This window comes from Sandaracinobacter sp. (genome assembly GCF_041909755.1).
In the GTDB taxonomy this organism is placed as follows: domain Bacteria; phylum Pseudomonadota; class Alphaproteobacteria; order Sphingomonadales; family Sphingomonadaceae; genus Sandaracinobacteroides.
This window is the reverse complement of record NZ_JAYRCW010000031.1, coordinates 1-26,349: the sequence shown is the minus strand read 5'-3', so window position 1 is coordinate 26,349 and position 26,349 is coordinate 1. Positions and strand designations below refer to the sequence as shown.

The 26,349-nt window shown below is 68.1% G+C and carries 30 protein-coding genes; 18 read left to right on the top strand and 12 right to left on the bottom strand.

Features of this window, described 5'->3' with window-relative positions; translation table 11 throughout:
- Positions 1–406 precede the first annotated feature (406 nt).
- Positions 407–748 carry a DNA-directed RNA polymerase subunit omega gene (gene rpoZ, locus ACE3O8_RS06205; protein ID WP_374387887.1) on the bottom strand — a complete coding sequence of 114 codons (342 nt, stop codon included), beginning with the start codon at positions 746–748 and terminating at the stop codon, positions 407–409.
- 287 nt (positions 749–1,035) lie between these two features.
- Here rpoZ and rpsD point away from each other — a divergent pair, with 287 nt between their 5' ends.
- From rpsD to ACE3O8_RS06190, 3 genes are all read left to right on the top strand, one after another.
- Positions 1,036–1,647, top strand: coding sequence for a 30S ribosomal protein S4 (gene rpsD, locus ACE3O8_RS06200; protein WP_374387885.1), 612 nt, complete (start codon positions 1,036–1,038; stop codon positions 1,645–1,647).
- 119 nt (positions 1,648–1,766) lie between these two features.
- Positions 1,767–1,994, top strand: a complete 228-nt coding sequence (locus ACE3O8_RS06195) for a TraY domain-containing protein (protein ID WP_374387883.1) — start codon at positions 1,767–1,769, stop codon at positions 1,992–1,994.
- On the top strand, positions 1,978–2,250 hold the full coding sequence (locus ACE3O8_RS06190; protein WP_374387881.1) for a type II toxin-antitoxin system RelE/ParE family toxin: 273 nt from the start codon (positions 1,978–1,980) through the stop codon (positions 2,248–2,250). The genes ACE3O8_RS06195 and ACE3O8_RS06190 overlap by 17 nt, the downstream gene beginning before the upstream one ends.
- A 41-nt stretch (positions 2,251–2,291) precedes the next feature.
- Here ACE3O8_RS06190 and ACE3O8_RS06185 read toward each other — a convergent pair whose 3' ends face one another.
- The gene (locus tag ACE3O8_RS06185) at positions 2,292–2,747 is read right to left on the bottom strand and encodes an SMI1/KNR4 family protein (protein ID WP_374387878.1); all 456 of its coding nucleotides are present in this window, start codon (positions 2,745–2,747) and stop codon (positions 2,292–2,294) included.
- 198 nt (positions 2,748–2,945) lie between these two features.
- Here ACE3O8_RS06185 and ACE3O8_RS06180 point away from each other — a divergent pair, with 198 nt between their 5' ends.
- The 7 genes from ACE3O8_RS06180 (at position 2,946) to lepB (ending at position 9,632) form a co-directional block, all read left to right on the top strand.
- Entirely contained in the window at positions 2,946–5,054 is a 2,109-nt protein-coding gene (locus ACE3O8_RS06180) for a bifunctional (p)ppGpp synthetase/guanosine-3',5'-bis(diphosphate) 3'-pyrophosphohydrolase (protein WP_374387877.1), read from the top strand.
- Positions 5,055–5,156: 102 nt separating this feature from the next.
- A complete protein-coding gene (locus ACE3O8_RS06175; RefSeq protein WP_374387875.1) occupies positions 5,157–6,074 on the top strand; it encodes a YdiY family protein in 918 nt (305 codons plus the stop codon).
- A gap of 84 nt (positions 6,075–6,158) precedes the next feature.
- Complete coding sequence (locus ACE3O8_RS06170) at positions 6,159–7,058, top strand: YdiY family protein (RefSeq protein WP_374387873.1); 900 nt, start codon at positions 6,159–6,161, stop codon at positions 7,056–7,058.
- Positions 7,059–7,100: 42 nt separating this feature from the next.
- A complete protein-coding gene (gene pyrE, locus ACE3O8_RS06165) occupies positions 7,101–7,682 on the top strand; it encodes an orotate phosphoribosyltransferase (RefSeq protein ID WP_374387871.1) in 582 nt (193 codons plus the stop codon).
- A complete protein-coding gene (locus ACE3O8_RS06160) occupies positions 7,679–8,410 on the top strand; it encodes a pyridoxine 5'-phosphate synthase (RefSeq protein ID WP_374387869.1) in 732 nt (243 codons plus the stop codon). The genes pyrE and ACE3O8_RS06160 overlap by 4 nt, the downstream gene beginning before the upstream one ends.
- Positions 8,410–8,811, top strand: a complete 402-nt coding sequence (acpS, locus tag ACE3O8_RS06155) for a holo-ACP synthase (protein WP_374387867.1) — start codon at positions 8,410–8,412, stop codon at positions 8,809–8,811. The genes ACE3O8_RS06160 and acpS overlap by 1 nt, the downstream gene beginning before the upstream one ends.
- Positions 8,808–9,632: a signal peptidase I gene (lepB, locus tag ACE3O8_RS06150; protein ID WP_374387864.1), complete on the top strand. Its 825-nt coding sequence runs from the start codon at positions 8,808–8,810 to the stop codon at positions 9,630–9,632. Before acpS ends, lepB begins: the two co-directional genes overlap by 4 nt.
- On the opposite strand, the gene ACE3O8_RS06145 is transcribed toward lepB, so the two are convergent.
- The 5 genes from ACE3O8_RS06145 to ACE3O8_RS06125 form a co-directional block, all read right to left on the bottom strand.
- Complete coding sequence (locus ACE3O8_RS06145; protein ID WP_374387862.1) at positions 9,616–10,164, bottom strand: hypothetical protein; 549 nt, start codon at positions 10,162–10,164, stop codon at positions 9,616–9,618. The genes lepB and ACE3O8_RS06145 overlap by 17 nt on opposite strands.
- A 169-nt stretch (positions 10,165–10,333) precedes the next feature.
- Entirely contained in the window at positions 10,334–12,136 is a 1,803-nt protein-coding gene (gene lepA, locus ACE3O8_RS06140; RefSeq protein WP_374387891.1) for a translation elongation factor 4, read from the bottom strand.
- A 64-nt stretch (positions 12,137–12,200) separates the two neighbouring features.
- The gene (gene ribH / locus ACE3O8_RS06135) at positions 12,201–12,620 is read right to left on the bottom strand and encodes a 6,7-dimethyl-8-ribityllumazine synthase (protein ID WP_374387860.1); all 420 of its coding nucleotides are present in this window, start codon (positions 12,618–12,620) and stop codon (positions 12,201–12,203) included.
- 9 nt (positions 12,621–12,629) lie between these two features.
- Complete coding sequence (ribB, locus tag ACE3O8_RS06130; protein WP_374387858.1) at positions 12,630–13,898, bottom strand: 3,4-dihydroxy-2-butanone-4-phosphate synthase; 1,269 nt, start codon at positions 13,896–13,898, stop codon at positions 12,630–12,632.
- Positions 13,899–13,947: 49 nt separating this feature from the next.
- The gene (locus ACE3O8_RS06125; protein WP_374387856.1) at positions 13,948–14,565 is read right to left on the bottom strand and encodes a riboflavin synthase; all 618 of its coding nucleotides are present in this window, start codon (positions 14,563–14,565) and stop codon (positions 13,948–13,950) included.
- 114 nt (positions 14,566–14,679) lie between these two features.
- On the opposite strand from ACE3O8_RS06125, the gene ACE3O8_RS06120 reads away from it, so the two are divergent.
- Positions 14,680–15,153: a hypothetical protein gene (locus ACE3O8_RS06120; RefSeq protein WP_374387854.1), complete on the top strand. Its 474-nt coding sequence runs from the start codon at positions 14,680–14,682 to the stop codon at positions 15,151–15,153.
- On the opposite strand, the gene ribD is transcribed toward ACE3O8_RS06120, so the two are convergent.
- The 5 genes from ribD to ACE3O8_RS06095 all read right to left on the bottom strand — a co-directional run bounded on the left by ribD (position 15,138) and on the right by ACE3O8_RS06095 (position 20,481).
- A complete protein-coding gene (ribD, locus tag ACE3O8_RS06115; protein WP_374387889.1) occupies positions 15,138–16,088 on the bottom strand; it encodes a bifunctional diaminohydroxyphosphoribosylaminopyrimidine deaminase/5-amino-6-(5-phosphoribosylamino)uracil reductase RibD in 951 nt (316 codons plus the stop codon). The genes ACE3O8_RS06120 and ribD overlap by 16 nt on opposite strands.
- Before the next feature lie 28 nt (positions 16,089–16,116).
- Positions 16,117–16,581 carry a hypothetical protein gene (locus tag ACE3O8_RS06110; protein ID WP_374387852.1) on the bottom strand — a complete coding sequence of 155 codons (465 nt, stop codon included), beginning with the start codon at positions 16,579–16,581 and terminating at the stop codon, positions 16,117–16,119.
- A 32-nt stretch (positions 16,582–16,613) separates the two neighbouring features.
- The gene (dnaN, locus tag ACE3O8_RS06105; protein WP_374387850.1) at positions 16,614–17,723 is read right to left on the bottom strand and encodes a DNA polymerase III subunit beta; all 1,110 of its coding nucleotides are present in this window, start codon (positions 17,721–17,723) and stop codon (positions 16,614–16,616) included.
- A gap of 83 nt (positions 17,724–17,806) precedes the next feature.
- Positions 17,807–18,982, bottom strand: a complete 1,176-nt coding sequence (locus ACE3O8_RS06100; RefSeq protein ID WP_374387848.1) for an acetyl-CoA C-acyltransferase — start codon at positions 18,980–18,982, stop codon at positions 17,807–17,809.
- A complete protein-coding gene (locus tag ACE3O8_RS06095; RefSeq protein ID WP_374387846.1) occupies positions 18,979–20,481 on the bottom strand; it encodes an ABC transporter substrate-binding protein in 1,503 nt (500 codons plus the stop codon). Before ACE3O8_RS06095 ends, ACE3O8_RS06100 begins: the two co-directional genes overlap by 4 nt.
- 102 nt (positions 20,482–20,583) lie before the next feature.
- Here ACE3O8_RS06095 and ACE3O8_RS06090 point away from each other — a divergent pair, with 102 nt between their 5' ends.
- The 7 genes from ACE3O8_RS06090 to ACE3O8_RS06060 form a co-directional block, all read left to right on the top strand.
- A complete protein-coding gene (locus tag ACE3O8_RS06090; RefSeq protein WP_374387843.1) occupies positions 20,584–21,576 on the top strand; it encodes a cysteine synthase A in 993 nt (330 codons plus the stop codon).
- 86 nt (positions 21,577–21,662) lie between these two features.
- Positions 21,663–21,968 carry a hypothetical protein gene (locus tag ACE3O8_RS06085; RefSeq protein ID WP_374387841.1) on the top strand — a complete coding sequence of 102 codons (306 nt, stop codon included), beginning with the start codon at positions 21,663–21,665 and terminating at the stop codon, positions 21,966–21,968.
- A 27-nt stretch (positions 21,969–21,995) separates the two neighbouring features.
- The gene (locus ACE3O8_RS06080; protein WP_374387839.1) at positions 21,996–22,763 is read left to right on the top strand and encodes a hypothetical protein; all 768 of its coding nucleotides are present in this window, start codon (positions 21,996–21,998) and stop codon (positions 22,761–22,763) included.
- Positions 22,764–23,104: 341 nt separating this feature from the next.
- Complete coding sequence (locus ACE3O8_RS06075; RefSeq protein WP_374387837.1) at positions 23,105–23,542, top strand: division/cell wall cluster transcriptional repressor MraZ; 438 nt, start codon at positions 23,105–23,107, stop codon at positions 23,540–23,542.
- The gene (gene rsmH / locus ACE3O8_RS06070) at positions 23,539–24,507 is read left to right on the top strand and encodes a 16S rRNA (cytosine(1402)-N(4))-methyltransferase RsmH (RefSeq protein WP_374387834.1); all 969 of its coding nucleotides are present in this window, start codon (positions 23,539–23,541) and stop codon (positions 24,505–24,507) included. Before ACE3O8_RS06075 ends, rsmH begins: the two co-directional genes overlap by 4 nt.
- Before the next feature lie 2 nt (positions 24,508–24,509).
- Positions 24,510–25,142, top strand: a complete 633-nt coding sequence (locus ACE3O8_RS06065; protein ID WP_374387832.1) for a hypothetical protein — start codon at positions 24,510–24,512, stop codon at positions 25,140–25,142.
- Position 25,143: 1 nt separating this feature from the next.
- On the top strand, positions 25,144–26,349 hold a 1,206-nt coding region (locus tag ACE3O8_RS06060), incomplete at its 3' end, for a peptidoglycan D,D-transpeptidase FtsI family protein (RefSeq protein ID WP_374387830.1).

The window sequence follows — 26,349 nt, the reverse complement described above, 5'->3', positions numbered from 1 at the left end:
TTGGGGTTCAGCTGCCTTGTGCCACTGTCGCTGTTCGCGGTGCGCTAGGGGGGGCATCCGGCCGGCCGCATCAACTCCCGGCCCGCAGGGCCGCAAGCGCGACCGCGCGCCCGGAGCGAAGCGAAGGAAAGCCAAGGCGGGCGGATGCCCGCCGCCCGGCGTCTGAGGGGCCAAACAAGATCCGGCCCGCAGGGCCGCAAGCGCGACCGCGCGCCCGGAGCGCAGCGGAGGAAGCCAAGGCGGGCGGATGCCCGCCGCCTGAGGGGCAAAAAAGAACAGCGCGGCAAAGCCGCGCCGTCGGACATGCAGAAAGGGCGGGGAATGCCCCCGCCCTTTCTCATGCCGGCCGGTCGTTACGGCGAGTCCGCGCGTCAGCGCTGCGCGCTAAGCGCAGCCGCCTTCCGGCTCACTCGTAATCAGGCCCCAGGTTCTGGTTGCGCGGCGGCGCGGCGGCCGTCAGGCGCAGGGCTTCGGCGGCAGCCGCCAGCGAACCCACGTCGTCGGCCACGTCATCCTCGTCGATCCGCACCTTCTGCAGGTCGGTGACGATCTTGTCCGACAGCACCTCGGGGGAAACCGTTTCCTCGGCGATCTCGCGCAGCGCGACAACGGGGTTCTTGTCCCGGTCGCGGTCCAGCGTCAGTTCGGCGCCGCCGGAAATCTGGCGGGCGCGCTGGCCGGCCAGCAGAACCAGCTCGAAGCGGTTCGGAACCTTCTCGATGCAGTCTTCAACGGTGACGCGTGCCATGCAGGCCTCTTCTCGTGTCTTGAAAATTCGGGCAGGGCCGCGCGTCTAGCCGCTTTGGGCCCTTATGGTCAAGGATTCGGAAGGCGCTGCCCGCCGCAGCATCTTGACCTCGCGCCCATCCGCCGCTAACGGCCCGCCTTCGCATTCGGCCCCGCACGCCTGGTGAAGCGGTGGCCCATCCTGACATGTCCCGTCCGGGGCTGGCAGGGTGCGCGGGTCCAGGCTCGCCCTTCCCCGGAAGGGCCGTGCTGACGGCAATGTCGCCGCAGCCAGCGAAGGATGGAAATATGTCGAAGCGCACCAGCGCCAAGTACAAGCTCGACCGCCGCATGGGCGAGAATGTCTGGGGCCGTCCGAAGTCCCCGATCAACCGCCGCGAATATGGCCCCGGTCAGCACGGCCAGCGCCGCAAGTCCAAGATGTCGGATTTCGGCATCCAGCTGCGCGCCAAGCAGAAGCTGAAGGGCTATTACGGCGACGTCACCGAAAAGCAGTTCAAGAAGGTCTATGCCGAAGCCGTCCGCATGAAGGGCGATACCTCGCAGAACCTGATCGGCCTGCTCGAGCGCCGCCTGGCCTCGGTGGTCTACCGCGCCAAGTTCGCCCCCACCCCGTTCGCCGCCCGCCAGATCGTGAACCATGGCCACATCCTGGTGAACGGTCGCAAGTGCAACATCGCCTCCGCGCTGGTGAAGCCGGGCGACGTGATCGAACTGGGCAGCAAGGGTCGCGAAATGACGCTGGTTCTGGAATCCATGCAATCGTCCGAGCGTGACGCGCCGGAATATGTGTCGGTCGAAGGCTTCAAGGCCACCTACGTCCGCGTCCCCACGCTGGACGAAGTGCCCTACCCGGTGAAGATGGAACCGAACCTCGTGGTCGAGTTCTATTCGCGCTGATCTGGCTGACAGTCAGGCGATACAAAGGGGCGGTGCCGGAAGGCACCGCCCTTTTTGCATCAATGGCGGAGCGATTGTCGCCGCTTGCGATACACGTATCGCAATGTTATCTTCCTGCCGTGCCCATCTCGCTCCGCCTGCCCGACGATGTCGAAAACCGCCTGTCTGCGCTCGCAACGCTCACGGGGCGCTCCAAGACTTTCTATGCAACCGAGGCCATCGTCGAGCATATCGACGATCTGGAGGACGCGCATCTGTCGAGCGAAATCCTCGCCCGCATCCGCGCCGGCGCCGAAGCCACTATTCCGCTGACCGATCTGCTGGCCGAATATGGCCTGGCGGATTGAGCTTTCCGACAGCGCCACCAAGCAACTCCGCAAGCTGGATCCGCAAGTCGCAAAGCGTATTCTGACCTACCTGCGCGACCGCATCGCCCCGCTGGACGACCCGCGCAGCATCGGCGAGGCGCTGCGTGGCAAAATGTTGGGTGACTTCTGGAAATACCGCGTGGGCGACTGGCGCATCATCGCCGACATTGAGGATGGGGTGATGCGGATCACCGTGATCCGGCTAGGCAATCGGCGGGAGGTTTATCGGCGGTAGCTTGGCGCTGCGGCTTCTTTCCGCTCACACCTCGCGGGCATTCAGTGCGGCGCCAATCCGCAAAACTCGTCGACCCACTGGATGAAGGATGGCGCGATCAGATCCACTGTTTGATCATCATGATCGAAAAATACGATCGAACCCTCGGCCTCCGTGCCCCCCTCCGTTGGGAAGCAGAACAAGTTCCCCATACAGTCGGTCGCGAAGGCAACGAGGCCTTCAGGCAGCCCCATCTCTCGCCAATCTTCCGTCGCCGCTACCAAATCAGTCGGGCTTAGGAAATCGCTCACGTCCCTTAAGTCGAGCTCCCGATCAACGATGGTATCCAATAGCTGGATTGTCGGGCGCGGCAGGCCGAATTGAAGAACGGCGTTGCGGTACTCGGCCGGCAGCTTCGTCTGAAGGCGAACCTCCGCCTGACTGAGCTCATCTTCCGATACGGCATGGGGAGGATAGTCCGGATGAGTCCATAGCGTGATGAAGCGATTGAAGCTCATGGTACCCGGCTGGCCTTTCGTTTCAGACGCCATAAAAGAGTGGTTGTCCATAATCTGATACCATCCGCACGGAAATCCGAATCCCGTGGGTGCAGGGGCCGCAGGCTCCTGCCGGGTGCAGGGCAGCGCCCTGCCCGCCGCAGGCCCAATAAAACTTTCTTCTTTCCTCCCTGCCCCCTTCCTACATACTGACCGTCTATGCTGCGCCAGTATGAACTCGTGGAACGGGTGAAGACCTACGACCCGGATGCGGATGAGGATCTGCTGAACCGCGCCTATGTCTTCTCGATGAAGGCCCATGGCTCCCAGCTTCGGGCATCGGGCGATCCCTATTTCTCCCACCCGATCGAGGTCGCCGGCATCCTCACCGATCTCCGCCTCGACGACGAGACGATCGTGACGGGCATCCTCCACGACACGATCGAGGACACGGTGGCGACGCCAGAGGATATCCGCCGCCTGTTCGGGGAAAATGTCGCCCGGCTGGTGGACGGGGTGACGAAGCTTTCCCGCATCGAGGCGCAGACGGAAAGCGAGCGCGCGGCGGAAAACCTGCGCCGCTTCCTGCTGGCGATGTCGGATGACATCCGCGTGCTGCTGGTGAAGCTGGCGGATCGCCTGCACAACATGCGGACGCTGAAATATCTGAAGAACCCGGACAAGCGCCGCCGCATCGCGCGGGAAACGATGGACATCTATGCCCCGCTTGCCGAACGCATCGGCATGTACGGCTTCATGGACGAGCTGAAGGAGCTGTCCTTCGCCGAGCTGGAACCTGAGGCCTACCAGTCCATCACCAAGCGGCTCGAATCGCTGCGCGCCGGCGGCGGAGACACGGTGAAGCGCATCGAAAGCGGCATCCGCCACACGCTGGAATCGGCGGGCGTGCTGGTGGACGACGTGCGCGGCCGGGAAAAGCGGCCCTGGTCCATCTTCCGCAAGATGCAGGAACGGCATGTCCCGTTCGAGCAGCTGTCCGACGTGATGGCCTTCCGCGTTGTCACGCGCAGCGCGGATGATTGCTACCGGGCGCTGGGCGCGCTGCACCGGCGCTGGCCGATGGTGCCGGGCCGGTTCAAGGATTATATCTCCAACCCCAAGAACAACGGCTACCGGTCGCTCCACACCACGCTCATCGATCGTGCGAAGATGCGGATCGAGGTGCAGATCCGCGACGCCGACATGCATGTGGAGGCGGAGTTCGGCATGGCCGCCCATTGGGCCTACAAGCAGAAAAAGGGGGCGGGCGGCACCGACTATCCCTGGCTGTCGGACCTGCTGGAGATCCTCGAAACCGCCCAGTCGCCCGAAGAGGTGCTGGAATCCACCCGCATCGCGATGTTCCAGGACCAGCTCTTCTGCTTCACCCCCAAGGGCGAACTGATCCAGCTGCCACGTGGCTCCACGCCCGTCGATTTCGCCTATGCCGTCCACACCACCTTGGGCGACACCTGCGTCGGCGCGCGGGTAAACGGCAAGGTGGTGCCGCTGCGCACGCGCCTTGCCAATGGCGATCAGGTGGAAATCCTCCGTTCCTCGGCGCAGACGCCGGATTCCGCCTGGGACCAGTTCGTCGTCACCGCCAAGGCGCGCTCGGCCGTGCGCCGCCACCTGCGCCAGCGCGAACGCGCCGCCCAGCTGAAAACGGGCGAGGCGCTGTTCGAGGACGCGCTGAAGCGGCTGAAGGTGGAGATCGGGGCAGAGGCGCTGTCGGCCGCGCTCAGGCGGCTGAAGCTTGCCGACCAGCCGGCGCTGTTCGTGGCGCTGGCCCGGCAGCAGGTGTCCGACGCGCAGCTCCTGGAAGCGCTGGTTCCCGGCTCTGCCGAAAAGCGCAAGGCCCGGCGCAAGAGCCCGCCGAAATCGCCCGAGGGCGCGATCCTGGTGGATGGCGATTCGCACGCGGGCGGCATGGAAATGGCGCAGTGCTGCATGCCCATCCCCGGCGACCGCATCGTGGGGCTGCGCGTGGCCGGCAAGGGCATCGTCGTCCACACCATCGATTGCCCCCGCCTCGCCGCGGCCGAGGATGGCGACTGGGTGGATCTGCGCTGGGCGCCCGACGTCGCCTCCGGCACGGCCCGCATCGAGGTGGTGGTGATGAACGAGCCCGGCGCGCTGGCGCAGGTCACCTCGATCCTCGCCCAGCAGGGCGCGAACATCGTGAACCTGCAACTGAAGGATCGCGACAGGGCGCACCACCGCTTCATCATGGATGTCGAGATCGACGATCTGAAGCATCTGGCGGAATTGATCGCCGGCCTGCGCGCACCGAACCTGGTGGTGTCCGCAGACCGCCTTCAGGGATAGCCGCCACCCCATGGCCGATTTTTCGCTTGCATGGGCCGGTCGATTCCGGCTTTCTCGAACCGTTAGCGCTATCATCACGAACGAATGCCCGGGGGAGTTTCGATGCGCCTGATCCTGTCCGCCGCATGTCTCGCGGTGATGCCGGCTGCCTCCTCCGCAACCGCCCCCACCGCTGCAGGCACGACCGCCCCGGCGCTTCCCGATCCCGTGCGCGCCATGGTGGAGGCCGCCGCCCACACCGGCGACAAGGCGAAGATCGACGTGGTCGTCGCCTTCGCCAAGCAGACGAACAGGGGCGCCGAGGCCGAGATCGACCGGATCGTGGCCGAAATCGCCGCCATCCGCGCGGCCGAACATCAGGCGAAACTGGCCGAAGCCGATTATTTCGACAACTGGAAGGGCAGGGGCCAGCTCGGCGCTTCCCACGCCACGGGCAACAGCGAGCTGACCAGCCTCACCTTCGGGCTGAACCTGCAACGCGACGGGCTCGACTGGCGGCACCGTGCAGACGCCATCCTCGACATCACCGACAACCGCAACGGCAAGGATCAGCAGCGCATCCTCGCGGGTTACCAGATCGATTACAAATTCTCCGACCGGCTCTACAGCTGGGGCCGCGTCGAATATGAACGCAACCGCGAGGCCGGGATCCGCCGCCGCTTTGCCGAATCGGCCGGGATCGGCTGGCGCGCCGTGCAGGGCGGCCCCTTCCGCTGGGATCTCGAGGCCGGCCCCGCACTCCGGCAGACGCGCTTCGACAGCCATTCCGAAAACAGCGTGGCCGGCCGCGGCGCCTCGCGCTTCGCCTGGGATCTCTCCGGCGTCACCCGCTTCACCAACGACACCGCCCTCTTCGTCGACGACGCGGCCTCGCTCAGCAACACGGCGGCGCTCACGTCGAAGATGTTCGGCTCCATCGGCACCCGGCTCAGCTACAATCTGGGCTGGGAAGAGGACCCGCCCGCCGGCCTCAAGCGCCTCGACACCACCACAAGGGTGACGCTCGTCTACGATTTCTGAGGCCGACTCCCCGAATTTCCCCATTCCGGGCATTCCGCCGTGCTAGAACTCCGTAAACGGCCGGTCTTCGAAACGGGGGGAACCATGACGATCCATCGAGCCATCATCCTGCTCACCGCGTCCGCCGCGCTGGCGCATCCGGCATGGGCGCAATCCGATCTGCCACCCGCCGTCCGCCAGATGGTGGAGGCGGCGGCCAACTCCGGTGATCCGGCGAAGATCGCCGCCGTCGTCGCCGTCGCCAAGGAAACCAACAAGGGCGCAGAGGCAGAGATCGACCGGATCGTCGCCGACATCGCCGCCACGAAGGCGGCCCAGCGCGAAGCCCAGCTGGCAAGCGCCGGCTTCTTCGAGGGCTGGAAAGGCGCGGGCCAGCTCGGCGCCTCCGTCTCCACCGGCAACAGCCAGACGAAGAGCCTGACCATCGGCCTCAACCTCGAGCGCGACGGCCTGAACTGGCGGCACCGGGCGGATGCGCTCGTCGACATCGTCGACAACGACGGCGGCGCCGATCAGGAACGCATCCTAGCGGGCTACCAGATCGACTATAAATTCTCCGGCCGTCTCTATGCCTGGGGCCGCTTCGAATATGAACGCAACCGCGAGGCCGGGATCCAGCGGCGCTTCGCCGAATCCGCGGGCCTTGGCTGGCGCGCCGTCGACGGCGAAGCGGTGAAGTGGGACCTGGAGGCCGGCCCGGCGCTGCGGCAGACGAAGTTCGTCACCTACAGCGAGAACACGGTTGCCGCCCGCGGCGCGTCACGCTTCCTGTGGGCCCTCTCCGACAGCACCGCCTTCACCAACGACACCGCCATCTTCCTCGACAGCGCCGCCTCCATCAGCAACACGGCGGCGCTCACCTCGAAGCTGTTCGGATCGCTCAGCACCCGCCTCAGCTTCAACCTCGCGTGGGAGGAGGAGCCGCCATTGGGCCTCGAAAAGCTCGACACCACCACGCGGATAACCCTCGTCTACGATTTCTGACGGATGCTGACAGATGCGCCCCCGCCCGCTAAGCGGGGGCGCATGACAGACGACGAGATCCTGGCCGAATTCCGCGCGGCGGACGCCCTGCTGGAAGGGCATTTCATCCTCTCTTCCGGCCTGCGCAGCCCGCGCTACCTGCAATGCGCCCGCGTGCTGATGGATCCCGCCCGCGCCGAACGGCTGGCGAAGGCGCTGGCGGCAAAGCTCCCCGCCGGGGTGAAGGCGCAGGCGCAGGCGGTGATCGCGCCCGCCATGGGCGGCCTCATCTGCGGCCATGAACTGGCCCGCGCGCTCGGCCTCCTCTCCATGTTCGTGGAACGCCCCACCGGCACCTTCGAACTCCGGCGCGGCTTCCGGCTGGAACCGGGGATGAAGGTGATCCTGATGGAGGATGTCGTCACCACCGGCCTCTCCAGCCGGGAAGCGATCCGCGCCATAGAGGACGCCGGCGGCCGGGTCATCCACGCCGCCAGCCTTGTCGACCGCTCGGCCGGCACCGCCGATCTGGGTGTGCCCTTCACCCCGCTCATCCGCCTCGCCGTGTCCAGCTATTCGCCCGACAACCTGCCGCCAGACCTGGCGGCGATCCCGGCGGTAAAGCCCGGAAGCCGCGCCGCGTGACGGCCAGGGCCGCAAGCCGGCTGCGCCTCGGCGTCAACATCGATCATGTCGCCACCATCCGCAACGCGCGGGGCGGCGCGCATCCCAGCCCCCTGCGCGCCGCAGAGCTGGCGACGGCGGCCGGCGCCGACGGCATCACCGCGCATCTGCGCGAAGATCGCCGCCACATGACGGATGCCGACATCGCCGAGCTGGTGACGGGCATCGCGCTGCCGCTGAACCTCGAAATGGCGGCGACCGACGAGATGCTGGCCATCGCGCTCCGGCACCGCCCGCATGCCGCCTGCATCGTGCCCGAACGCCGGGCCGAGCGCACCACCGAAGGCGGGCTGGATGCCGCCGGCCAGCACAACCATCTGGCCCCCCTGATCCAGCGGCTGTCGGGGGCCGGCATCCGCGTCTCGCTGTTCATCGCGCCCGATCCGCGCCAGATCGAGATGGCGGCCCGGCTGGGCGCGCCCGTCGTCGAATTGCACACCGGCCCCTATGCCCATGGCGAGGCGGATGCGCTCGAAAATCTGCGCGCCGGCGCCGCGCTGGCCGCCTCGCTGGGGCTGGAAGTGCATGCGGGCCACGGGCTCACCTTCGAAAATGTCGCCCCGGTGGCGGCGATCCCCCAGCTGGCGGAACTCAACATCGGCCATTTCCTGGTGGGCGAAGCCGTGTTCATCGGGCTGGACGCCGCGATCCGGCAGATGCGCGCGCTGATGGATGAAGCCCGCACATGATGATCCTCGGCCTCGGCAACGACCTGTGCAACATCGATCGCATCCAGAACTCGATCGACCGCTTCGGCCAGCGCTTCATCGACCGCCTCTTCACCGAAACCGAGCAGGCAAAGGCCAACCGCCGCCAGCTCACCCGTACGGCCACCTATGCCAAGCGCTTCGCCGCGAAAGAGGCCGCCGCCAAGGCGCTGGGCACCGGCTTCCGCAGCGGCGTCTTCTTCCGCGACATCGGCGTGGTGAACCTGCCGTCGGGCCGCCCCACGCTCCATCTCACGGGCGGCGCGGCTGCGCGCCTTGCCGCCATCACGCCGCCGGGGCATAAGGCCGATATCCACCTGACCCTCACAGACGATCATCCCTGGGCACAGGCCATCGTGCTCATAACCGCGAGTGCTGCATGAACGCTTCCGCGCCAGACGTGACCAAGCCCCCGAAAGAGCCCTTCAGCTGGCGCCGCGAGATCCAGCAATGGGCGGTTCTGATCCTGATCGTGCTGGGCATCCACAGCTTCATCGCCAAGCCCTTCTACATCCCGTCGGAATCGATGATGGCGAACCTGCTGGTGGGGGATCGGCTGATCGTGTCGAAATTCCCCTACGGCTTCTCCTATCTCAGCCCGTCGGTTCCGGTCCTGCCGCACATTCCGGGCCGCCTGTTCGGCAGCTATCCGGACCGGGGCGACATCATCGTGATCAAGAGCACGGCCGACGGCGCGGACTGGATCAAGCGCGTGATCGGCCTGCCCGGGGACGTGGTGGAAATCCGCGACGGCCAGCTGATCCTCAATGGAAAGCCGGTGCCGCGCGTGCAGCAGCCCGATACCGAGCTGCGCGTCTCGCCCAACACGGATTGCCCCTACATGCCGCAGTTCCGGGGGCTGAACGCCGCCGGCGTCCCCGTCTGCCGCTTCCCCACCTTCCGGGAAACCCTGCCCAACGGCCGCAGCTACAACACGCTGGACATGGCGTTGACCGAGCGCGACAATTTCGGCCCCGTCACGGTGCCGGACGGCGCGCTGTTCCTGATGGGCGACAACCGCGACAATTCGATGGACAGCCGCGTCCCCCCCGAAATCGGCGGGCTCGGCCTCGTGCCCTATGAAAACATCGTCGGCCGCGCCGAATTCACCACCTTCAGCCTCGATGGCTCGCAGACGCTGAACCCCCTCACATGGTGGGGCGCGCTCAGGGGCGACAGGGCGTTCCTCAGCCTAAGGGACTAGGGGTAGGGGCGCGCCGCGCACGCCAGGCCGCCCAGCCGCTGCCCGCCAGCACCACGGCGATCCCCGCCAGCTCGATCACCACCCAGGCGCGCGTGCCCAGAAGGCCGGTGCGCAGCAGCCGGTCGACATGGTGGAACGATGCCGCGCGCAGCAGCACGAAGCCGCCCAGCATCAGCAGACCCGCCAGCGTCACCCACACGGGCCCGCCCAGCCTGCGCGCCATCCAGCCCAGCCCCAGCGCCACCGCCGCCATCCCCGCGGCCAGCCCGATGATGAACAGCCGCTGCACCTCGCGCCGCGCCGCGTACCAGCCGCCGTCGCGCGCCATCTGCCGGCCAAAGGCGGTCAGCTGGGTCTGAAGGTCCAGCTGTTTGTTCAGGGCAAGGGCCAGCACCCCCAGCAGCGCCAGCGACCAGAAGATCCGCTCGCGGCCGGGCGCGCTGCCGCGCCAGGCCAGCGCCAGCAGGGGCAGCGTCAGCGCATAGGCGGCGGTGATGATCCAGGCCGCCCGTTCCGCATCGAAGCCGTCCATCGGATACCCCCTGCCAGCCGGCCTGTCCTACAGGCGATGGGCCGCCTAGTCTCCCCTGCGCTCTTTGCATCGTGGATAAGGGAAGGCAGGCGGAAACACGGCCTTTGCCCCGTCACGAGTGGGAAAAGTGTGAAAAGCTGAACGGGATCGCCGGCCCGGCCGGCCGCCGTCACTCGTCGCCCATCCTCAGCGCGGCGATGAAGGCCTCCTGCGGAATATCGACGCTGCCATATTGCCGCATCCGCTTCTTGCCTTCCTTCTGCTTCTCCAGCAGCTTCTTCTTCCGGCTGATGTCGCCGCCATAGCATTTGGCGGTCACGTCCTTCCTCAGCGCCGCGATCGTTTCCCGCGCGATCACCTTCGCGCCGATGGCGGCCTGGATCGGGATCTTGAACAGGTGGCGCGGGATCAGGTCCTTCAGCCGCTCGCACATGTGCCGGCCGCGCGCTTCCGCCGCGTCGCGGTGGACGATCATGGACAGCGCGTCCACCTGCTCGCCGTTCACAAGGATCGACATCTTCACCAGGTCGCCCTCGCGATAGCCCGTCTGGTGATAGTCGAAGCTGGCATAGCCCCGGCTGATCGACTTCAGCCGGTCATAGAAGTCGAACACCACCTCGTTCAGCGGCAGTTCGTAGGTCAGCTGCGCCCGGCCGCCCACATAGGTCAGGTTCTTCTGGATGCCGCGCCGGTCCTGGCACAGCTTCAGGATCGCGCCCAGATGCTCGTCCGGCACATAGATGGTCGCCTCGATCCACGGCTCCTGCATGTGATCGATCTTCACCGGATCTGGCATGTCGGCCGGGTTGTGAAGCTCCAGCTCGGTGCCGTCGGTCAGGAACACCTTGTAGACGACGCTGGGCGCCGTGGTGATGAGGTCAAGGTCATATTCGCGGCTCAGCCGCTCCTGGATGATCTCCAGGTGCAGCAGCCCCAGGAAGCCGCAGCGGAAGCCGAAGCCCAGCGCGGCCGACGTCTCCATCTCGAAGCTGAAGCTCGCGTCGTTCAGGCGCAGCTTGTAGATGCTGTCGCGCAGCTTCTCGAAATCGGCGGCGTCCGTCGGGAACAGGCCGCAGAACACCACGGGCTGCACTTCCTTGAAGCCTTCCAGCGCCTGTGCTGCGGGCCGCTTCACGTCGGTGATCGTGTCCCCCACCCGTGCCTGCGCGATTTCCTTGATCTGGGCGGTGATGAAGCCCACCTCGCCCGGCCCCAGCAGCGGCAGCTGCTCGATCTTGGGGCGGAAGGCGCCCACCCGGTCCACCAGATGCTCGGTGCCGCCGGCCATGAACTTGATCAGCTGGCCCTTGCGGATCACCCCGTCGATCACCCGCACCAGGATCACCACGCCCAGATAGGGGTCGTACCAGCTGTCCACCAGCATCGCCTTCAGCGGCGCGGTCGCGTCGCCCTTGGGCGGCGGGATCTTCTTCACGATGGCTTCCAGCACGTCCCCGATGCCCAGCCCGCTCTTGGCGCTGGCCAGCACCGCTTCGGATGCATCCAGCCCGATGATCTCCTCGATCTCGGCCTTCACCTTCTCCGGCTCGGCGCTCGGCAGATCGACCTTGTTGATGACGGGCACGATCTCATGGTCATGCTCGATCGACTGATAGACGTTCGCCAGCGTCTGCGCTTCCACGCCCTGCGCTGCGTCCACCACCAGCAGCGCGCCCTCGCAGGCCGCCAGCGACCGGCTCACCTCATAGGCGAAATCCACATGGCCCGGCGTGTCCATCAGGTTCAGGATATAGGTCTTGCCGTCCTTGGCCTTGTAATCAAGGCGCACGGTCTGCGCCTTGATGGTGATGCCGCGCTCCTTCTCGATGTCCATATTGTCCAGCACCTGCGCCGACATCTCGCGCTCGGTCAGGCCGCCGGTCGCCTGGATCAGGCGGTCGGCCAGCGTGGACTTCCCATGATCGATATGCGCGATGATCGAGAAGTTGCGGATTCGGGACAGGTCGGTGATCGGTTGCGATGCCATCGCGCGCCCTTAGCGCGTGGCGCGCGAATGGCAAAGCGCGGCGGGGCGTTCAGCCGAAGCGGCGCTTCAGCTCCAACAGGGCAAGGGCGGCCGCCACGGCCTCGCCGGCCTTGTTCTTCTGCGCAGGATCGGCGCGCACCAGCGCCTGCGCTTCATTCTCCACCGTCAGGATGCCGTTGCCGACAGGCAGGCCGTCCAGCGTCAGCGCCATGATGCCGCGGGCGCTTTCGGTGGAGACGATCTCGAAATGGAAGGTCTCGCCCCGGATCACGCAGCCCAGCGCCACATAGGCGTCATAGGCGCCGCTGTCGGCGGCCATGGAAATCGCGGCCGGAATCTCCAGCGCGCCGGGCACTTCCACCAGCTCATGCTTGTGCCCGCCGGCCTCCAGTGCGTCGATCGCGCCCTTCAGCTGCAGGTCATAGATGTGCCGGTAGAAACCGGCGCAGACGATCAGAACCTTGGCCATGTTGCCCCCTCAATCGATCAGAGGCCGTTCGGAAACGACCTTCAGGCCATAGCCTTCAAGGCCCACATAGGCCCGGTGCCCGGTGGTGAGAAGCTCCATCTCGTCCACCCCCAGGTCGACGAGAATCTGCGAGCCGACGCCCAGTTCGCGAACGGTGTTGAACTCGCCCATCCCCCTGGCCTTCATCTGCTGCGACAGGCCGTCCGCCCGGCTGTCGCGGATCAGGATCAGCACGCCCGATCCTTCGGCGGCGATACAGTTCATCGCCTTTCCGATCAGGCCGGATCGCCCGCCTGCCTCGTGGAACAGGTCGGCGAAGGCGTTCACCACATGCACCCGCACCAGCGTCGGCTTCGCCGGATCGATGCGGCCCTTCTGCAGCACCAGATGCTCGGCATATTCGGCGGTGTTGGCATAGGTCATGGCGGTCCATTTCCCGCCATGCTCGCTCTCGATCTCCACCTCGGCCACCTTCGCCACCAGATGGTCGTGGCGCATCCGATAGGCGATCAGGTCGCGGATGGTGCCGATCTTCAGGCCGTGCTTCTTCGCGAACGGGATCAGGTCCGGCAGGCGGGCCATGGTGCCGTCCTCGTTCATGATCTCGCAGATCACGCCCGAAGGGTTCAACCCCGCCAGCCGGCTCACGTCCACCGCCGCCTCGGTATGGCCGGCGCGCACCAGCACGCCGCCGTTGCGGGCAACCAGCGGGAACACATGGCCCGGCGTCACGATCGCCTCGGCGCCCTTCGATCCGTCGATGGCGACCGCGATGGTCCGCGCCCGGTCGGCGGCGGAAATGCCCGTCGTCACCCCCTCCTTCGCCTCGATCGAAACGGTGAAGGCGGTCTCGTGCCGGGTGCGGTTCATCGAGGACATCAGCGGCAGGCCCAGCTGATCGACCCGCGATTTCGACAGCGACAGGCAGATCAGACCGCGCCCATGGGTCGCCATGAAATTGACGGCGTCCGGCGTCGCCATCTGCGCCGGAATGATCAGGTCGCCTTCATTTTCCCGGTCCTCGTCGTCCACCAGGATATACATGCGGCCATTGCGCGCCTCGGCAATGATCTCCTCGATCGGCACCAGCGGCGAAGGGCCGGCGCCCGACAGAAAGGCCTCCAGCTTCTTCAGCGTGTCCGCCGTCGGGTTCCAGCCGGCGTCGTCCAGATCGCGCAGCGTGTTGGCGTGAAGCCCGGCGGCCTTCGCAAGGCCTGATCGGCTGAGGCCGGTTTCGGCCAGATGGTCGCGGATGCGGTCGAGAATCTGCTGTGCCATTCACCGGCCTTCTCACATGACTATGTGATGCGCAACCCTGTTCTTCACATCAGGATGTGATGGCGCGCCCCGCCATGCGCTGAAGATAGCGCGCCAGCACGTCCACCTCCAGGTTGACCTCCCGCCCCGGCGCCGCGCCGCCCAGCGTCGTCCATTCGGCGGTGTGGGGGATGATGTTCAGGTGGAAGATGGCGCTGCCGTCCGGCTCGTCGTCCACCGCGTTCACCGTCAGAGAGACGCCGTCCACCGCGATCGATCCCTTGGGCGCGATCATCGGCGCCAGCGCGGCCGACGCGCGGACAGCGATATGGTGCGACCCGTCCACCCGTTCCACCAGCTCAACCCGCCCGATGCCGTCCACATGGCCGGTCACGATATGGCCGCCCAGCTCGTCGCCCACCTTCAGCGAGCGCTCCAGGTTCAGCTTCGCGCCTTCGGCCCACATGGCGGCCGCCGTGCGGCTGACCGTTTCGCCCGACACATCCACGGTGAAGCGGTCTGCCCCCTTCGTGGTGACCGTCAGGCAGACGCCGGAGCAGGCGATGGAGGCGCCGATGGCGACGGATGCCAGATCCAGGGCGGTGCGGATCGACAGCCTCAGATCCTGCCCGGGCTTGCGCTCGATACCCACGATCTCGCCGACGTCGGTGATGATTCCGGTGAACATGAAGCGGGTTTAGGCTGCCGCTTGCCGCAGGGAAAGGGCTGGAATCTGCGAGGGCCCGCGTGCTAGCGTCGCGGCGTGCGGGGGCAATCGGGGCTGCCCCTGCGGGAGGGGCCCTTGCGCAAGATCGCTGCCGTGCTGTTGTACCTGCTCGCCATCGTGCTGCTGGCACTGGCGCCCGTGTTCGGGTCGATCGCCTTCCACGAGGGCGGCAGCGTCCAGACCCATCTGGCCCTGCTCGTCTATGTGCTGGTCGCGCTGATCCCGCTGCTGCTGGGCCTGCTGACCGAGCCGGACGGGCGCCTGATCCCGGCCGGGCTGATCCTGCTGGGCGCGGCCGGCACCGGCGTCGCGCTGACGCTGCTGCTGTCGGCCACCTTCGGCAATCCCCAGCTGCTGGACAGCATCGCGCCGGGCCGCAGCCTGAACCTGTCCGCGCTTGGCCTGCTGTTCACCAGCCTGCCGATGGGGGTGGCCGGCGGAATCCTGTGGCTGCTGGGCCGGCACTGGCGCGATCCGGCGAACCGGCCGAACCGCTACAGTCGGCTGGTGCCCGAAACAGAGGCGGCGGCCGATCAGGCCGGGGAATAGAGCTCCAGCCGGTCCACGCCCAGCATCCGGCTGTCCGCCAGCCGCCACCGGCCGTGGGTTTCCGACAGATCTGCGGGCTTCAGCGCTTCCAGCCCGATGCCGTCGCCGATCAGGATGGGGGCGCGCAGGATCGCCAGCCGGTCCACGCGTCCGGCTGCCAACAGGGTTGCGGCCAGCCCGCCGCCGCCTTCGCACAGGATGCGATTCAGCTGCCGCTCCGCGACCAGCGCATCGAGTGCGGCCAACGAGGGAAGGGCAATGAAGCCGTCGGGCACGGGGCCGGCGGTCAGAATGGCGCGCAGCGGCTGCGGCGCCGTGCTGCCCGGCAGCCGCGCCGTCAGGTGCGGGGCGTCGGCCCTCAGCGTGCCGCCGCCCGCCAGCACCAGATCGGCTTCGGCGCGCAGGGCATGGGCATAGGCGCGGGCCGGCTCTCCGGTGATCCACTGGCTGCGCCCGTCCGCCATCGCCAGCCGCCCGTCCATCGAAAGGGCGAGCTTCAGCGTCAGCTCCGCGCGGCCCGTCGCCAGCCGGCCGGTAAAGCCGGCGAGTTCGCGTCGCGCCTCCGCCTCCATCAGGCCGTGGCTGACATCGATGCCGGCGGCTTTCAGCCGCGCCAGCCCCTGTCCGGCCGTCCGTTCGTCCGGGTCCACCATGGCGACGACTGCGCGGGCGATGCCGGCCGCCGCCAGCGTGTCGGCGCAGGCCGGCCCGCGGGGCGAAAGATGGGCGCAGGGCTCCAGAGTGACATAGGCGGTCGCCCCGCGCGCCGCGTTCCCGGCTTCCGCCAGCGCCATCGCCTCCGCATGGGGTCGGCCGCCATCCTGCGTCCAGCCGCGGCCGACGACGCGGCCCGCCGTCACCAGCAGGCTGCCGACATTGGGGTTGGCGCCGGTCCGCCCGCGCCCGCGCCGGGCCAGCGCCAGCGCGGCTGCCATCCATCTGGCGTCGGCGGCGGCCGTCACCTCAGCTCGTCGCGGCGCGCGCGGCCGCGCGCTCGGCCTCCAGCGCCTTCAGCCGCGCCTGCTCCGCCTCATAGGCGCGGCGGTTCGCTTCCACCTGCGCCCTCAGCTTCGCCATCGCTTCCTCGCGTTCGGAAACGGCATCCTCCGCCGTGCGGTCACCCCGCCAGCTTTCCAGATAGATCACCCGTTCCGGCACCTCGATGCCGCTGTCCATCGCAACCAGGAAGGCGGCGACGATCGCCGCGCCCATGCCGGCGGCGCCAACGGCAAACAGCGTCTTGTACAGCGGCTGTTCGCGCCAGCGCGAAATCAGCCCCTTTCGCGGGGCGTTCCAGGAAAAGCCGTCGGCCGCCTCCAGTTCGCGCTTCATCAGCAGCGCGCGACGGCGCGCATCGTCATCCTCCGAGGTATGGAGGTCGGCGAAGGGCGTCGGCAGCTTGACCGCCTTTGGCTTCTTGATCGGCATTCAGTCTCCGGCGTCGGCCGCCCGGATCACACTCACACCCGCATCGGCATCAGCACATAGAGGGCTTCGGAGTCCTCGGCTTCGCGGATGAGCGTGGGGGCGGCGGCATCCGCCATATGGACTTCGACAAGGTCGCCTTCAACCTGGTCGAGGATGTCGATCAGATAGCGGCTGTTGAAGCCGACGTCGAAACCGGCCGCCGAATAGTCGGCGGGCACGTCTTCGCTCGCGGTGCCGTTTTCCGGGCTGGTCACGCTCAGCGTCACGCGGTCGCGATCCAGGCTCAGCTTGACCGCGCGGGTCTTTTCAGAGGCGATCGCCGTCACCCGGTCCACGCCCTCGCGCAGCGTCGCGGGGTCGATCTTCAGCAGCTTGTCGTTCGCGGTGGGGATCACGCGGCTGTAATCGGGGAAGGTGCCGTCGATCAGCTTGGAGGTGAGGACAGCCTGCCCGATCGAGAAGCGGATCTTCGACTGGCTGAGCGAAATCCCCACATCGCCGCCGCGTTCGTCCAGCAGCTTGCGCACCTCGGCCACGCATTTGCGGGGGATGATGATGTCCGGCATGCCGGACGCGCCTTCGGGCAGCGGGATTTCCACCCGGGCCAGCCGGTGGCCGTCGGTCGCCACGGCGCGCAGCGTGCCGCCGGGCGTGGCCGGCGCATGCACGAAGATGCCGTTCAGATAATAGCGCGTCTCTTCCGTGGAGATGGCGAAGCGGGTCTTGTCGATCAGCGTCACCAGCGTTTCGGCGGGCAGGCTGAACGAGACCGGCAGGTCGCTTTCGCCGATCACCGGGAAATCCTCCCGCGGAAGGGTCTGGAGAGAGAAGCGCGCCCGCCCGGCCGTCACCGCCATCTTGGAGGCGGCGGCATCCAGCGTCACCTGCGCGCCATCCGGCAGCTTGCGCACGATATCGAACAGGGTGTGGGCCGAAACCGTGGTCGCCCCGGCCGTTTCCACGGTCGCGGGCACTTCCTCCACGATCTGGAGATCAAGATCGGTCGCCATCAGCCGCACGGACTGGCCGTCTGCCGACAGCAGCACGTTGGACAGGATCGGAATGGTGTTCCGCCGTTCGACCACAGATTGCACATGGCCCAGCGCCTTCAGAAGTGCGGCGCGTTCAACGACCAATTTCATGCGTTATGGATTCCCTGCCTGGCTGTTTTCCAGACTCTATACAGCAAGCCGGGGGGCGTGGAAGCGGGTTGTTTTGCAGTGCATCACTGCACGTGCAGCGCCACCGCGGTCGCCTCCCCGCCACCGATGCACAGGCTGGCGACACCCCGGCCCCCGCCGCGCTTCTGCAGGGCATGGATAAGGGTGACGAGGATGCGCGCGCCCGACGCGCCGATGGGATGGCCCAGCGCTGTCGCGCCGCCGTTCACATTCACCTTCGCGTGGGGGATGCCCAGCTCCTGCATCGCCACCATCGTCACCACGGCAAAGGCCTCGTTCACCTCGAACAGGTCGGTGCCCTCCACGCTCCAGCCCAGCTTGCCCATCAGCTTCTGCATGGCGGGGACGGGCGCCGTCGTGAACAGGGCGGGCTTCTGTGCATGCACGCTGTGGCCCAGGATGGTGGCCAGCGGCGTCAGGCCGCGCGCCTCGGCCGTTTCGCGGCGCATCAGGATCAGCGCGGCCGCCCCGTCCGAGATGGAGCTGGCGTTCGCCGCCGTCACCGTGCCGTCCGGCGCGAAGGCGGGCTTCAGGCCGGGGATCTTGTCGGGCCGGGCCTTGCCGGGCTGCTCGTCCACCAGCACCTCGCCCGCCTTCGTGGCGACGGCGGTGATTTCGGTGGCAAAGCTGCCGTCCGCGATGGCGCGCTGGCTGCGGGCCAGCGATTCCAGCGCATAGGCGTCCTGCGCCTCCCGGGTGAACTGATAGGCGCGGGCGGTTTCCTCGGCGAAGGTGCCCATGGCGCGGCCCGGCTCATAGGCATCCTCCAGGCCATCCAGGAACATGTGGTCCATCACCCGGCCATGGCCCATGCGGTATCCGCCGCGCGCCTTGGGCAGCAGATAGGGCGCATTGGTCATGCTCTCCATCCCGCCCGCTGCGATGATGGCGGCGGAGCCGGCCTTCAGCGCGTCATGCGCGTCCATCACAGCCTTCATGCCCGATCCGCACATCTTGTTCAGCGTCACGCAGGCGGCGCCCAGATCAAGGCCCGCCTTCAGCGCCGCCTGCCGCGCCGGGGCCTGCCCCAGGCCGGCGGGCAGCACGCAGCCCATCACCACCTGCTCCACGTCGGCCGGGGCCAGCTTCGCGTCGGCGACGGCGGCCTTCAGCGCAGCGGCCCCCAGTTCGGGCGCGGTCACGTCGCGGAAATCGCCCTGGAAGCCGCCCATGGCGGTGCGGCGGGCTGCGGTGATCACGATGTCGGTGGGGGCGTTCATGGCAGGAATCTCCGGCTTGGATCGATGGAAAGATGGCGCAGCGAATGGCTGCCGCCGCTGTTGGCGGTGAAGCCCGCGACGCGCGGGGAAACCAGCGCCCAGCCCAGCGGCTGTACCAGGCCGATGGCGGCGACATCGGCGGCCCACAGCCGTTCGGCGGCGGCAAGGGCGCGCAGGCGGTCGGCGCGGGTGGGGGCCTTCCAGCTGTCGGCATACAGATGGTCGGCCTCGGGCAGGCAGACGCCATGGCTGTTGCGGTTGCACAGGAAGGGCCACAGGAAAGGCAGGGGGCTGTCCACCGGGGTGGCGCGCTGCTGCAGCGCCAGCTGGAAGTCGCCGGCGGCGATTGCCCGGCGCTGGCCTTCGGCGTCACGCCTGACCAGCGTCAGGTCGACGCCCACATCCGCGAGATCGCGCGCGGCCAGTTCGACGATGCGCGCTTCCCCGTCGGACTGGCCGATACTCACGGCCAGTTTCAGCCGGTTCGTTGCGGGATCGTACCCGGCTTCGGCCAGCAGCCGGCGGGCTTCTTCCTGCCGGCCGACGAAGGGTTGCTGAACCCAGGCGGGTTCGGGCGGGGCATAGCCGGCTATGTTGGCGGGTGTCAGCCCGCGCACCTCGGTCGCGTCGCGGGTGCCGAAAAAGGCTTCGCCAAGCGACCGGCGATCGATTGCGATCTGCAGGGCGCGGCGCACGCGGGCATCCTTCAGCGGGGCCTGCTTCTGGTTCAAAAGCAGCAGCAGCGCGGCGCGCGGCTGTTCCAGCCTCAGCGTTTCGCGCTTCGCCGTCACCCGCGCAGCGCCCAGCCCATCCAGCCCGCCGCCCACGACCAGATCGATTTCGCCGCGGTTGAAGCGCTGGATGGCGGCGTCGGCCGGGTGGGGCGCAATGTCCGCCGCCGCCAGCTGCATCTGTTCCGCCCCGAAATAGCGGGGGTTCGCCTTCAGGGCGGTGGCCTGGCTGCCGGCCTGCCGGGGCGCGGCCAGGAAGGCGCCGGCCGTTTCCCGCCCCCTGCGCGAGCGGACGGCGAGCGGCGGCGTCGCGAGCAGCTCCAGCAGTTCGGGCTGCGGGGTGGACAGCCGAAGTTCGACGACACTGTCCAGGGGGGCGTTCACGTCCGTCACGCCGGCCAGCAGATCGCGCGCCATGGCGCCCGCGCCGCCGCGCCGCGCGCGGTTGAGCGAGGCGACCACGTCGGCGGCCTTCACCTCGGCGCCGCCGACGAAATTCGCAGGCCGCAAGCGGAACACGATGGAGAGGCCGTCATCCGACACGCGCCAGCTCTGCGCGAGGCCCGGAACCACCAGCCCCGCCGAGTCGCGCGCGGTCAGCCCGGCGTTCACGGCGTCCGCGATCAGCAGGCGGGCCGCACGGTCGCCCACCGCGTCCACGCGCAGCGGCGGCGCGTCCTCGTCCGCGCCGCGGCAGCCGGCCAGCAGCAGCGGCAGCGCGACCAGGCCTGCGAAGGACAGGCGGGCAAAGGGAAGGCGGGCAGCCATGCCAAGGGCCAATCGCCAGAAATGCCCCCGCTTTCAAGCTGCATGATTATCCTATGCCGCCGGGGCGCTGGAAAGCCGGGGCAGGCGTGGTAGGAAGAGGGCATGCCAAGGGTTTCGAACGACATCGCCGGCCTCGTCGGCCAGACCCCCCTCGTCAGGCTGAAGGGGCCTTCCGAACGCACGGGGTGCGACATCTTCGGGAAGTGCGAATTCATGAACCCCGGCGGATCGGTGAAGGACCGGGCCGCGCTGTGGATCATCCGCGACGCCGAAGCCTCCGGCGCGCTGCGGCCGGGCGGCACCATCGTGGAGGGGACGGCGGGCAACACCGGCATCGGGCTGGCCGTCATCGGCGGCGCGCTGGGGTATCGCACCGTGATCGTGATGCCGGAAACCCAGAGCCAGGAAAAGAAGGACGCGCTGCGGGCGCTTGGGGCGGAACTGGTGCTGGTGCCGGCCACCAGCTACGCCAACCCTGGCCATTATGTGCACACCTCGCGCCGGCTGGCGGAAGAGACGCCGGGGGCCGTCTGGGCGAACCAGTTCGACAATGTGGCGAACCGGCTGGCGCACATCAAATCCACCGCGCCGGAAATCCACGAGGCGCTGGACGGGCGGGTGGACGGCTTCATCTGTGCGGCGGGAACCGGCGGGACAGTGGCGGGCGTGGGGCTGGGGCTGAAGGAGTTCAACCCCGATGTGACGATCGGCCTCGCGGACCCGGACGGCGCCGCGCTCTACAGCTGGTTCACCACCGGCGAACTGAAGGCAGAGGGCAACAGCGTGGCCGAAGGGATCGGGCAGAGCCGGATCACCGCCAACCTGGAGGGTGCGCCGATCGATGTCGCCTTCCGCATCTCCGACCGGGAAGCCTTCCCCATCCTCCACGAGCTGATGGCGAAGGACGGCCTGCATCTGGGCCTGTCCAGCGCGATCAACGTGGCGGGCGCGGAGAGGCTGGCGCAGAACCTGGGGCCGGGCAAGCGGATCGTCACAATCCTGTGCGACAACGGCAGCCGCTATCTCTCCACCATCTGGAACCCGGACTGGCTGCGCCAGAAGAACCTGCCCCTGCCGCCCTGGCGTCAGGACTGACGCGATCCTGTTGCCGTCATGGGCATTGACGCGCCCGTAAAGCCGGGCGCTCGACTTTCGGTTCCGGCGCCCCTACATACGTTTTCATGGATCGCATCCGTGCCGGTCTCACGGGGTTGGCTGCCGTATTTCTGATCACGGCGGTCGCCTCGCTTCTGTTCGCGCCAGACCCGGCGCAACAGGCCAGGGTCGAAGCCGCACAGGCTTCCGAGCCTGGTGAGCCCCTTGCCCAGCTTGGCGTTGCCCCCGGCAGCGAAAAGACGGTTCAGGCCCCGCCTGCGCCGCCGCCCGAAGAGCAGCAGCCGTCTGTTGCCCCCTCCTCGAACAGCGACGGGCTGTTCGGGCCGTCCGGTTCCGCGCCCGCCGGCGAGGATCGGTCCGTCTCGATCTAGGGTCCGATTTTGAACAGCCGGGGCCTTGTGCTGGCGCTGATTCTCGCGCCGATGCTGCTGCTGGGCGCGCAACAGCTGTGGCGCGCGGGCGGCACGCAGCCGCTGCTGCCGGGTCTCGATCCCGATCAGGTCGCCCGGCTCGAACTTCAGCGCGGAGAGGCGCGGGTGCTGCTGGCGCGCGGGCCGGATGGCGGCTGGATCATCCCCAGCGCGGCGGATGCCCCGGCCGATCCGGCGCGCATCGCAACGGCGCTGGATCGTCTGGAGGATCTTCGCGGCCGGCCGGTGGCGGCCGGCGCGGCGGCGGACGCGCGCGAGCCGCTGACGATCCGGCTGTCCGGTGCGGACGGGCAGCTGCTGGGGGAAGCGGATTTCTGGACGACCGAGGCCCAGGCCCGGCCCGGCGGCGAACGGCTGACGATCGCAAAACCCCCGGCGCTGCCGCTTTGGCCCTCTGCCTGGTCGCGGCTGGAAGCGCCGCGCGTGCCGGCCGATCGCATCGCCGCCGTCGAGGAACTGACGCCCGATGGGCCAAAGCTGCTGCCGCCGGACGCCACGGTAGAGGTGGCCCGCATGCTGGCGGACCTGACAGCGAAGGATTTCGTGGCGGGCGCAGACGTCAACTGGGGCGGCGCGCGGCTTCTCCGCGTGAAGCTGACGGACGGCGCGACCATCGATCTGCAGCAGGTGCCGGACGGGGACGGCCGCTATCACCTGCGCCTGACATCCGACACGCTGGACAGCGTGCGCGCCGCGCGGCGCTATGCCTTCCGCGTCGCCGAACCGCTGCCCTGAACCCGGCCATGCGGGACGACATGGGCAATCATGGGCGACGGCCGGCATCGCCCCCGGCGCGCGCCATTCCCAACAGACTTATCCACAATTGTTTGCAAATCTTCGGCGATTCCAGGCGTCCGAAAAAGATATTCAAAACCAACAAATTACAGAGAGTGCCACCGGTCTGACCATAAAATCCCATTGAATACCCATGAAAGCCCATGCTATCCCTTTTCCACAGGGCTGGCAGGTGGTCAGGCCGTTTTCGCACAGGCATTCCCCCGCCTTGCAGAACGCCGGCGCCCGCACTCCCGGAAAGAGGGGATCGGGTCATTCGCGGTTATTTTTCAGGGACTTATGTGAACGGAGTCGATGCCAAGCATCGGCTGTCCGTTCCTGCGCCCCTGCGCGAGACGATCGAGGCGCGGAGCCAGACTCGGGAACTGGTGATCGGCCCTGACGAGCATTCGCCCTGCCTGATCGGCTATGACGTCACCTATTTCGACCGCATCGAATCCCGGCTGGACGAGGAGTTCGCTGCCGACTTCGGGCCGGGGCGGAACCTGAAGTCCCGCTCGATCTTCGGCGCGACCGAGCATCTGAAATATGACGACAACGGCCGGATCATCCTGTCGCCGCTCATGCGGGAGCTTGGGGAGATCGGCACGACCGTGCTGTTCATGGGCCTCGGCCATCATTTCGAGATCTGGTCCCCCGAACAGTTCCTTGCGCAGGAGGGGCAGGACCCCCGCGTGCTGAAGCTGGTGAAGGCGCTTCTCGCCGGGAGGGTGCAGTGAGCGCCGGGGCCGCCGGCCTCGATCATGTGCCCGTGATGCTGGAGGAGGTGATGGCCGCGCTCTCCCTTCGTCCCGGCGTGCGCGTGGTGGACGGCACATTCGGCGGCGGCGGCTATGCCCGCGCCGCGCTGATGGCGGGCGCCGATGTGGAGGGCTTCGATCGCGATCCGCGCGCCATCGTCCGCGCAGCGCCGATGGTTGCGGAATTCGCGCCGCGCCTGCGGCTGTTCAACCGCACCTTCGCGCACATGGCGGATGAACTGGGCGCGGCGAGCGCCGACGCCGTCGCGCTCGATCTCGGCTTCTCCTCCATCCAGATGGATGATCCGGCCTATGGGCTCAGCTTCCAGGCGGATGGCCCGCTTGACATGCGGCTGTCCGGCAGCGGCGAAAGCGCAGCCGATTTCCTGAACACCGCCCCTGAGGGCGAAATTGCCGACGTGCTGTTCCACTATGGCGAAGAGCCCGCCGCGCGCCGGATCGCCCGCGCGATCGTGGCCGACCGCCCGTTCGAGACGACCGGCCCGCTCGCCGCGCTGATCCGGCGCGTGGTGAAGGCCCCGAAAGACACGAAGCGCGACCCGGCGACCCGCAGTTTTCAGGCCATCCGCATTCGGGTGAACGACGAACTGGGCGAGCTGGAGCGCGGGCTGGAGGCGGCTGAAGCCGTGCTGAAGCCGGGCGGCCGCCTCGCTGTCGTCAGCTTCCACAGCCTTGAGGACCGCATCGTGAAGCGGTTCCTGGCGGAACGGTCCGGCAGCCTGCCGGCCGGCTCCCGCCACATGCCCGCGTCGGTCGCGGCCGATGCCCCCAGTTTCGAGCGCCCCGCCAAGGCGGAGCGCCCGTCCGACGCCGAGGTTTCGGCCAATCCGCGCGCCCGCTCGGCCACGCTGCGCTGGGCGCGCCGCACCGCTGCCCCGGCCTGGGGCCAGCGGGTGCGCGCCAACGAGAAAAAGGGGAGGTGAACATGGCAGTCATGATGCGCCAGGCGCCCGACGCGCGCGGCTGGGCCGGGGAAGCCCCTGCGAAATCCGCCGGCCGCCGCACCTGGGCCTCCACCGCCTGGCTGGTCGCAGGCACGATCGCCATCGCGGTGACCAGCTATTCGCTGTCGCTGAAGGTGGCGGCGGAGCGGCGCGACATGGAGCGGCTCGCCCGGCAGAACGCCAGCCTGGAAACGGATCTGAAGGCGCTGGAGGCCGAACTGCGCGTGCGCATGCGCATGCCGCAACTGCAGCGCTGGAACGACAGCGTGCTGGGCATGGTGCCGATCAGTGCCACGCAATATCTGGCGAACCCAGTGCAGCTGGCCGCCTATGGCGACCCGATCGAGACGGCGGCCCCGCCCGCGACGCAGCCGCGCGTGCAGCTGGCCGTGCGCGATCTGGCGCCCGCCGCACCCGTGGTGCCTGCCGCGCCGCGCGCCCTGCTGGTGAGCGCGGAGGCCCCGCCGCGCCCGGCGCCTGCGGTTCGCCCCGCGCCTGTGCAGGCGGCCACGCCCGCCGACCGCCCCGCCATCGAGCGCCCGGCAGAGGCCCCGGCCGACCTGCTGCGCGAAGTGGAAATGAACTTCGGAACCAGCGGAGGCCCCAACCGCTGACATGAGCCCCGCCACCGCGCCCCGCGTCGCCGTCCGCCTTCCGGGCCATCGCCAGATGGCTCTGGGAGTCGCGCGCCAGCGCCTGGCGATCGGGATCCTGCTGTTCATCGCCATGACGGGCCTGCTGGGCGTTCGTCTGGTGGAGCTGTCGCTGTTCGACGGCCCGCCGCGCCGCGCCCTCCCTGTCGCCGCGAACCCCAATATCCGCGCCGAGATCGTGGACCGGAACGGCGTCACGCTCGCCTCCAGCTTCGAAGCCTATGCGCTGGCCGCGCGCCCGCGCGACATCATGGGCAACAAGGAGGCGCTGATCGCGGCGCTGGCCCGTATCCTGCCCGAGCGGCCGGAGGAGTCGATCCGGGCGGCGATCCATCACGACGGCAAGTTCCGCTACATCACGCGGCGCATCTTGCCCGAACAGGCGGAAGCCATCCGCCGCCTGGGCGAGCCGGGGCTGACGCTGGAGCGCGAAGCCGAGCGGCTCTATCCGCACGTCGGCCTCGCCGCGCATCTGGTGGGCTACACCGGCATCGACGGGCGCGGCGAAGGCGGCATCGAGCGCGCCTTCGAGGCCCGGCTGACCGATCCGGCAAAGCTGGATCAGCCGCTGGCGCTCGCGCTCGACGTGCGGGTGCAGCAGGCGCTGGAATCCGAGCTGAAGGCGCAGATGGACCTGCAGAAGGCCAGCGGCGCCGCCGGCGTGGTGATGGACGTGCACACCGGCGAAGTGGTGGCGCTCGCCTCGCTGCCGGCCTTTGATTCCAACCGTCCCGGCGGCCTTGTCGGCATGCCCAGCCACATGAACCGGGCGACGCTCGGCGTCTATGAACTGGGGTCCACCTTCAAGGGCTTCACCATCGCCATGGCGATGGAGGCGGGCGTGCTGCCGCGGATGGACGAGCGCTTTCCCACCACGCCCATCGCGGTGGGACGGTTCCGCATCTCCGACAGCCACCCCAAGGGCTATCCGCTGACGGTGCCGGAAACGCTCATCTATTCCTCCAACGTCGCCACCGCGAAGATGGCCGAGCGCATGGGCCGGCAGCGGCAGGAATCCTTCCTGCGCCAGCTGGGCATGATGGATCGCGCGCCGGGCGAGCTGCTGGAAGCGGGCCGCCCGCTCACGCCGCCGGCCAACAACTGGGGCCTGTCATCGGTGCTGACGGTGGGCTTCGGGCATGGCATCGCGGTGACGCCGCTGCACCTC

Coding starts and splice junctions, on each gene's coding strand:
- ACE3O8_RS06175 (WP_374387875.1), top strand. CDS start 5,157: ATGCGCCTGATCCTGTCCGCCGCATGTCTCGCGGTGATGCCGGCTGCC.
- ACE3O8_RS06095 (WP_374387846.1), bottom strand. CDS start 20,481: ATGGCTGCCCGCCTTCCCTTTGCCCGCCTGTCCTTCGCAGGCCTGGTC.
- ribD (WP_374387889.1), bottom strand. CDS start 16,088: ATGGCAGCCGCGCTGGCGCTGGCCCGGCGCGGGCGCGGGCGGACCGGC.
- ACE3O8_RS06065 (WP_374387832.1), top strand. CDS start 24,510: ATGGCAGTCATGATGCGCCAGGCGCCCGACGCGCGCGGCTGGGCCGGG.
- ACE3O8_RS06185 (WP_374387878.1), bottom strand. CDS start 2,747: ATGAGCTTCAATCGCTTCATCACGCTATGGACTCATCCGGACTATCCT.
- ACE3O8_RS06145 (WP_374387862.1), bottom strand. CDS start 10,164: ATGGACGGCTTCGATGCGGAACGGGCGGCCTGGATCATCACCGCCGCC.
- ACE3O8_RS06190 (WP_374387881.1), top strand. CDS start 1,978: ATGGCCTGGCGGATTGAGCTTTCCGACAGCGCCACCAAGCAACTCCGC.
- ACE3O8_RS06180 (WP_374387877.1), top strand. CDS start 2,946: ATGCTGCGCCAGTATGAACTCGTGGAACGGGTGAAGACCTACGACCCG.
- ribH (WP_374387860.1), bottom strand. CDS start 12,620: ATGGCCAAGGTTCTGATCGTCTGCGCCGGTTTCTACCGGCACATCTAT.
- ACE3O8_RS06170 (WP_374387873.1), top strand. CDS start 6,159: ATGACGATCCATCGAGCCATCATCCTGCTCACCGCGTCCGCCGCGCTG.
- dnaN (WP_374387850.1), bottom strand. CDS start 17,723: ATGAAATTGGTCGTTGAACGCGCCGCACTTCTGAAGGCGCTGGGCCAT.
- ACE3O8_RS06100 (WP_374387848.1), bottom strand. CDS start 18,982: ATGAACGCCCCCACCGACATCGTGATCACCGCAGCCCGCCGCACCGCC.
- pyrE (WP_374387871.1), top strand. CDS start 7,101: ATGACAGACGACGAGATCCTGGCCGAATTCCGCGCGGCGGACGCCCTG.
- rpoZ (WP_374387887.1), bottom strand. CDS start 748: ATGGCACGCGTCACCGTTGAAGACTGCATCGAGAAGGTTCCGAACCGC.
- ACE3O8_RS06125 (WP_374387856.1), bottom strand. CDS start 14,565: ATGTTCACCGGAATCATCACCGACGTCGGCGAGATCGTGGGTATCGAG.
- acpS (WP_374387867.1), top strand. CDS start 8,410: ATGATCCTCGGCCTCGGCAACGACCTGTGCAACATCGATCGCATCCAG.
- lepB (WP_374387864.1), top strand. CDS start 8,808: ATGAACGCTTCCGCGCCAGACGTGACCAAGCCCCCGAAAGAGCCCTTC.
- ACE3O8_RS06090 (WP_374387843.1), top strand. CDS start 20,584: ATGCCAAGGGTTTCGAACGACATCGCCGGCCTCGTCGGCCAGACCCCC.
- rpsD (WP_374387885.1), top strand. CDS start 1,036: ATGTCGAAGCGCACCAGCGCCAAGTACAAGCTCGACCGCCGCATGGGC.
- ACE3O8_RS06085 (WP_374387841.1), top strand. CDS start 21,663: ATGGATCGCATCCGTGCCGGTCTCACGGGGTTGGCTGCCGTATTTCTG.
- ACE3O8_RS06110 (WP_374387852.1), bottom strand. CDS start 16,581: ATGCCGATCAAGAAGCCAAAGGCGGTCAAGCTGCCGACGCCCTTCGCC.
- ribB (WP_374387858.1), bottom strand. CDS start 13,898: ATGGCACAGCAGATTCTCGACCGCATCCGCGACCATCTGGCCGAAACC.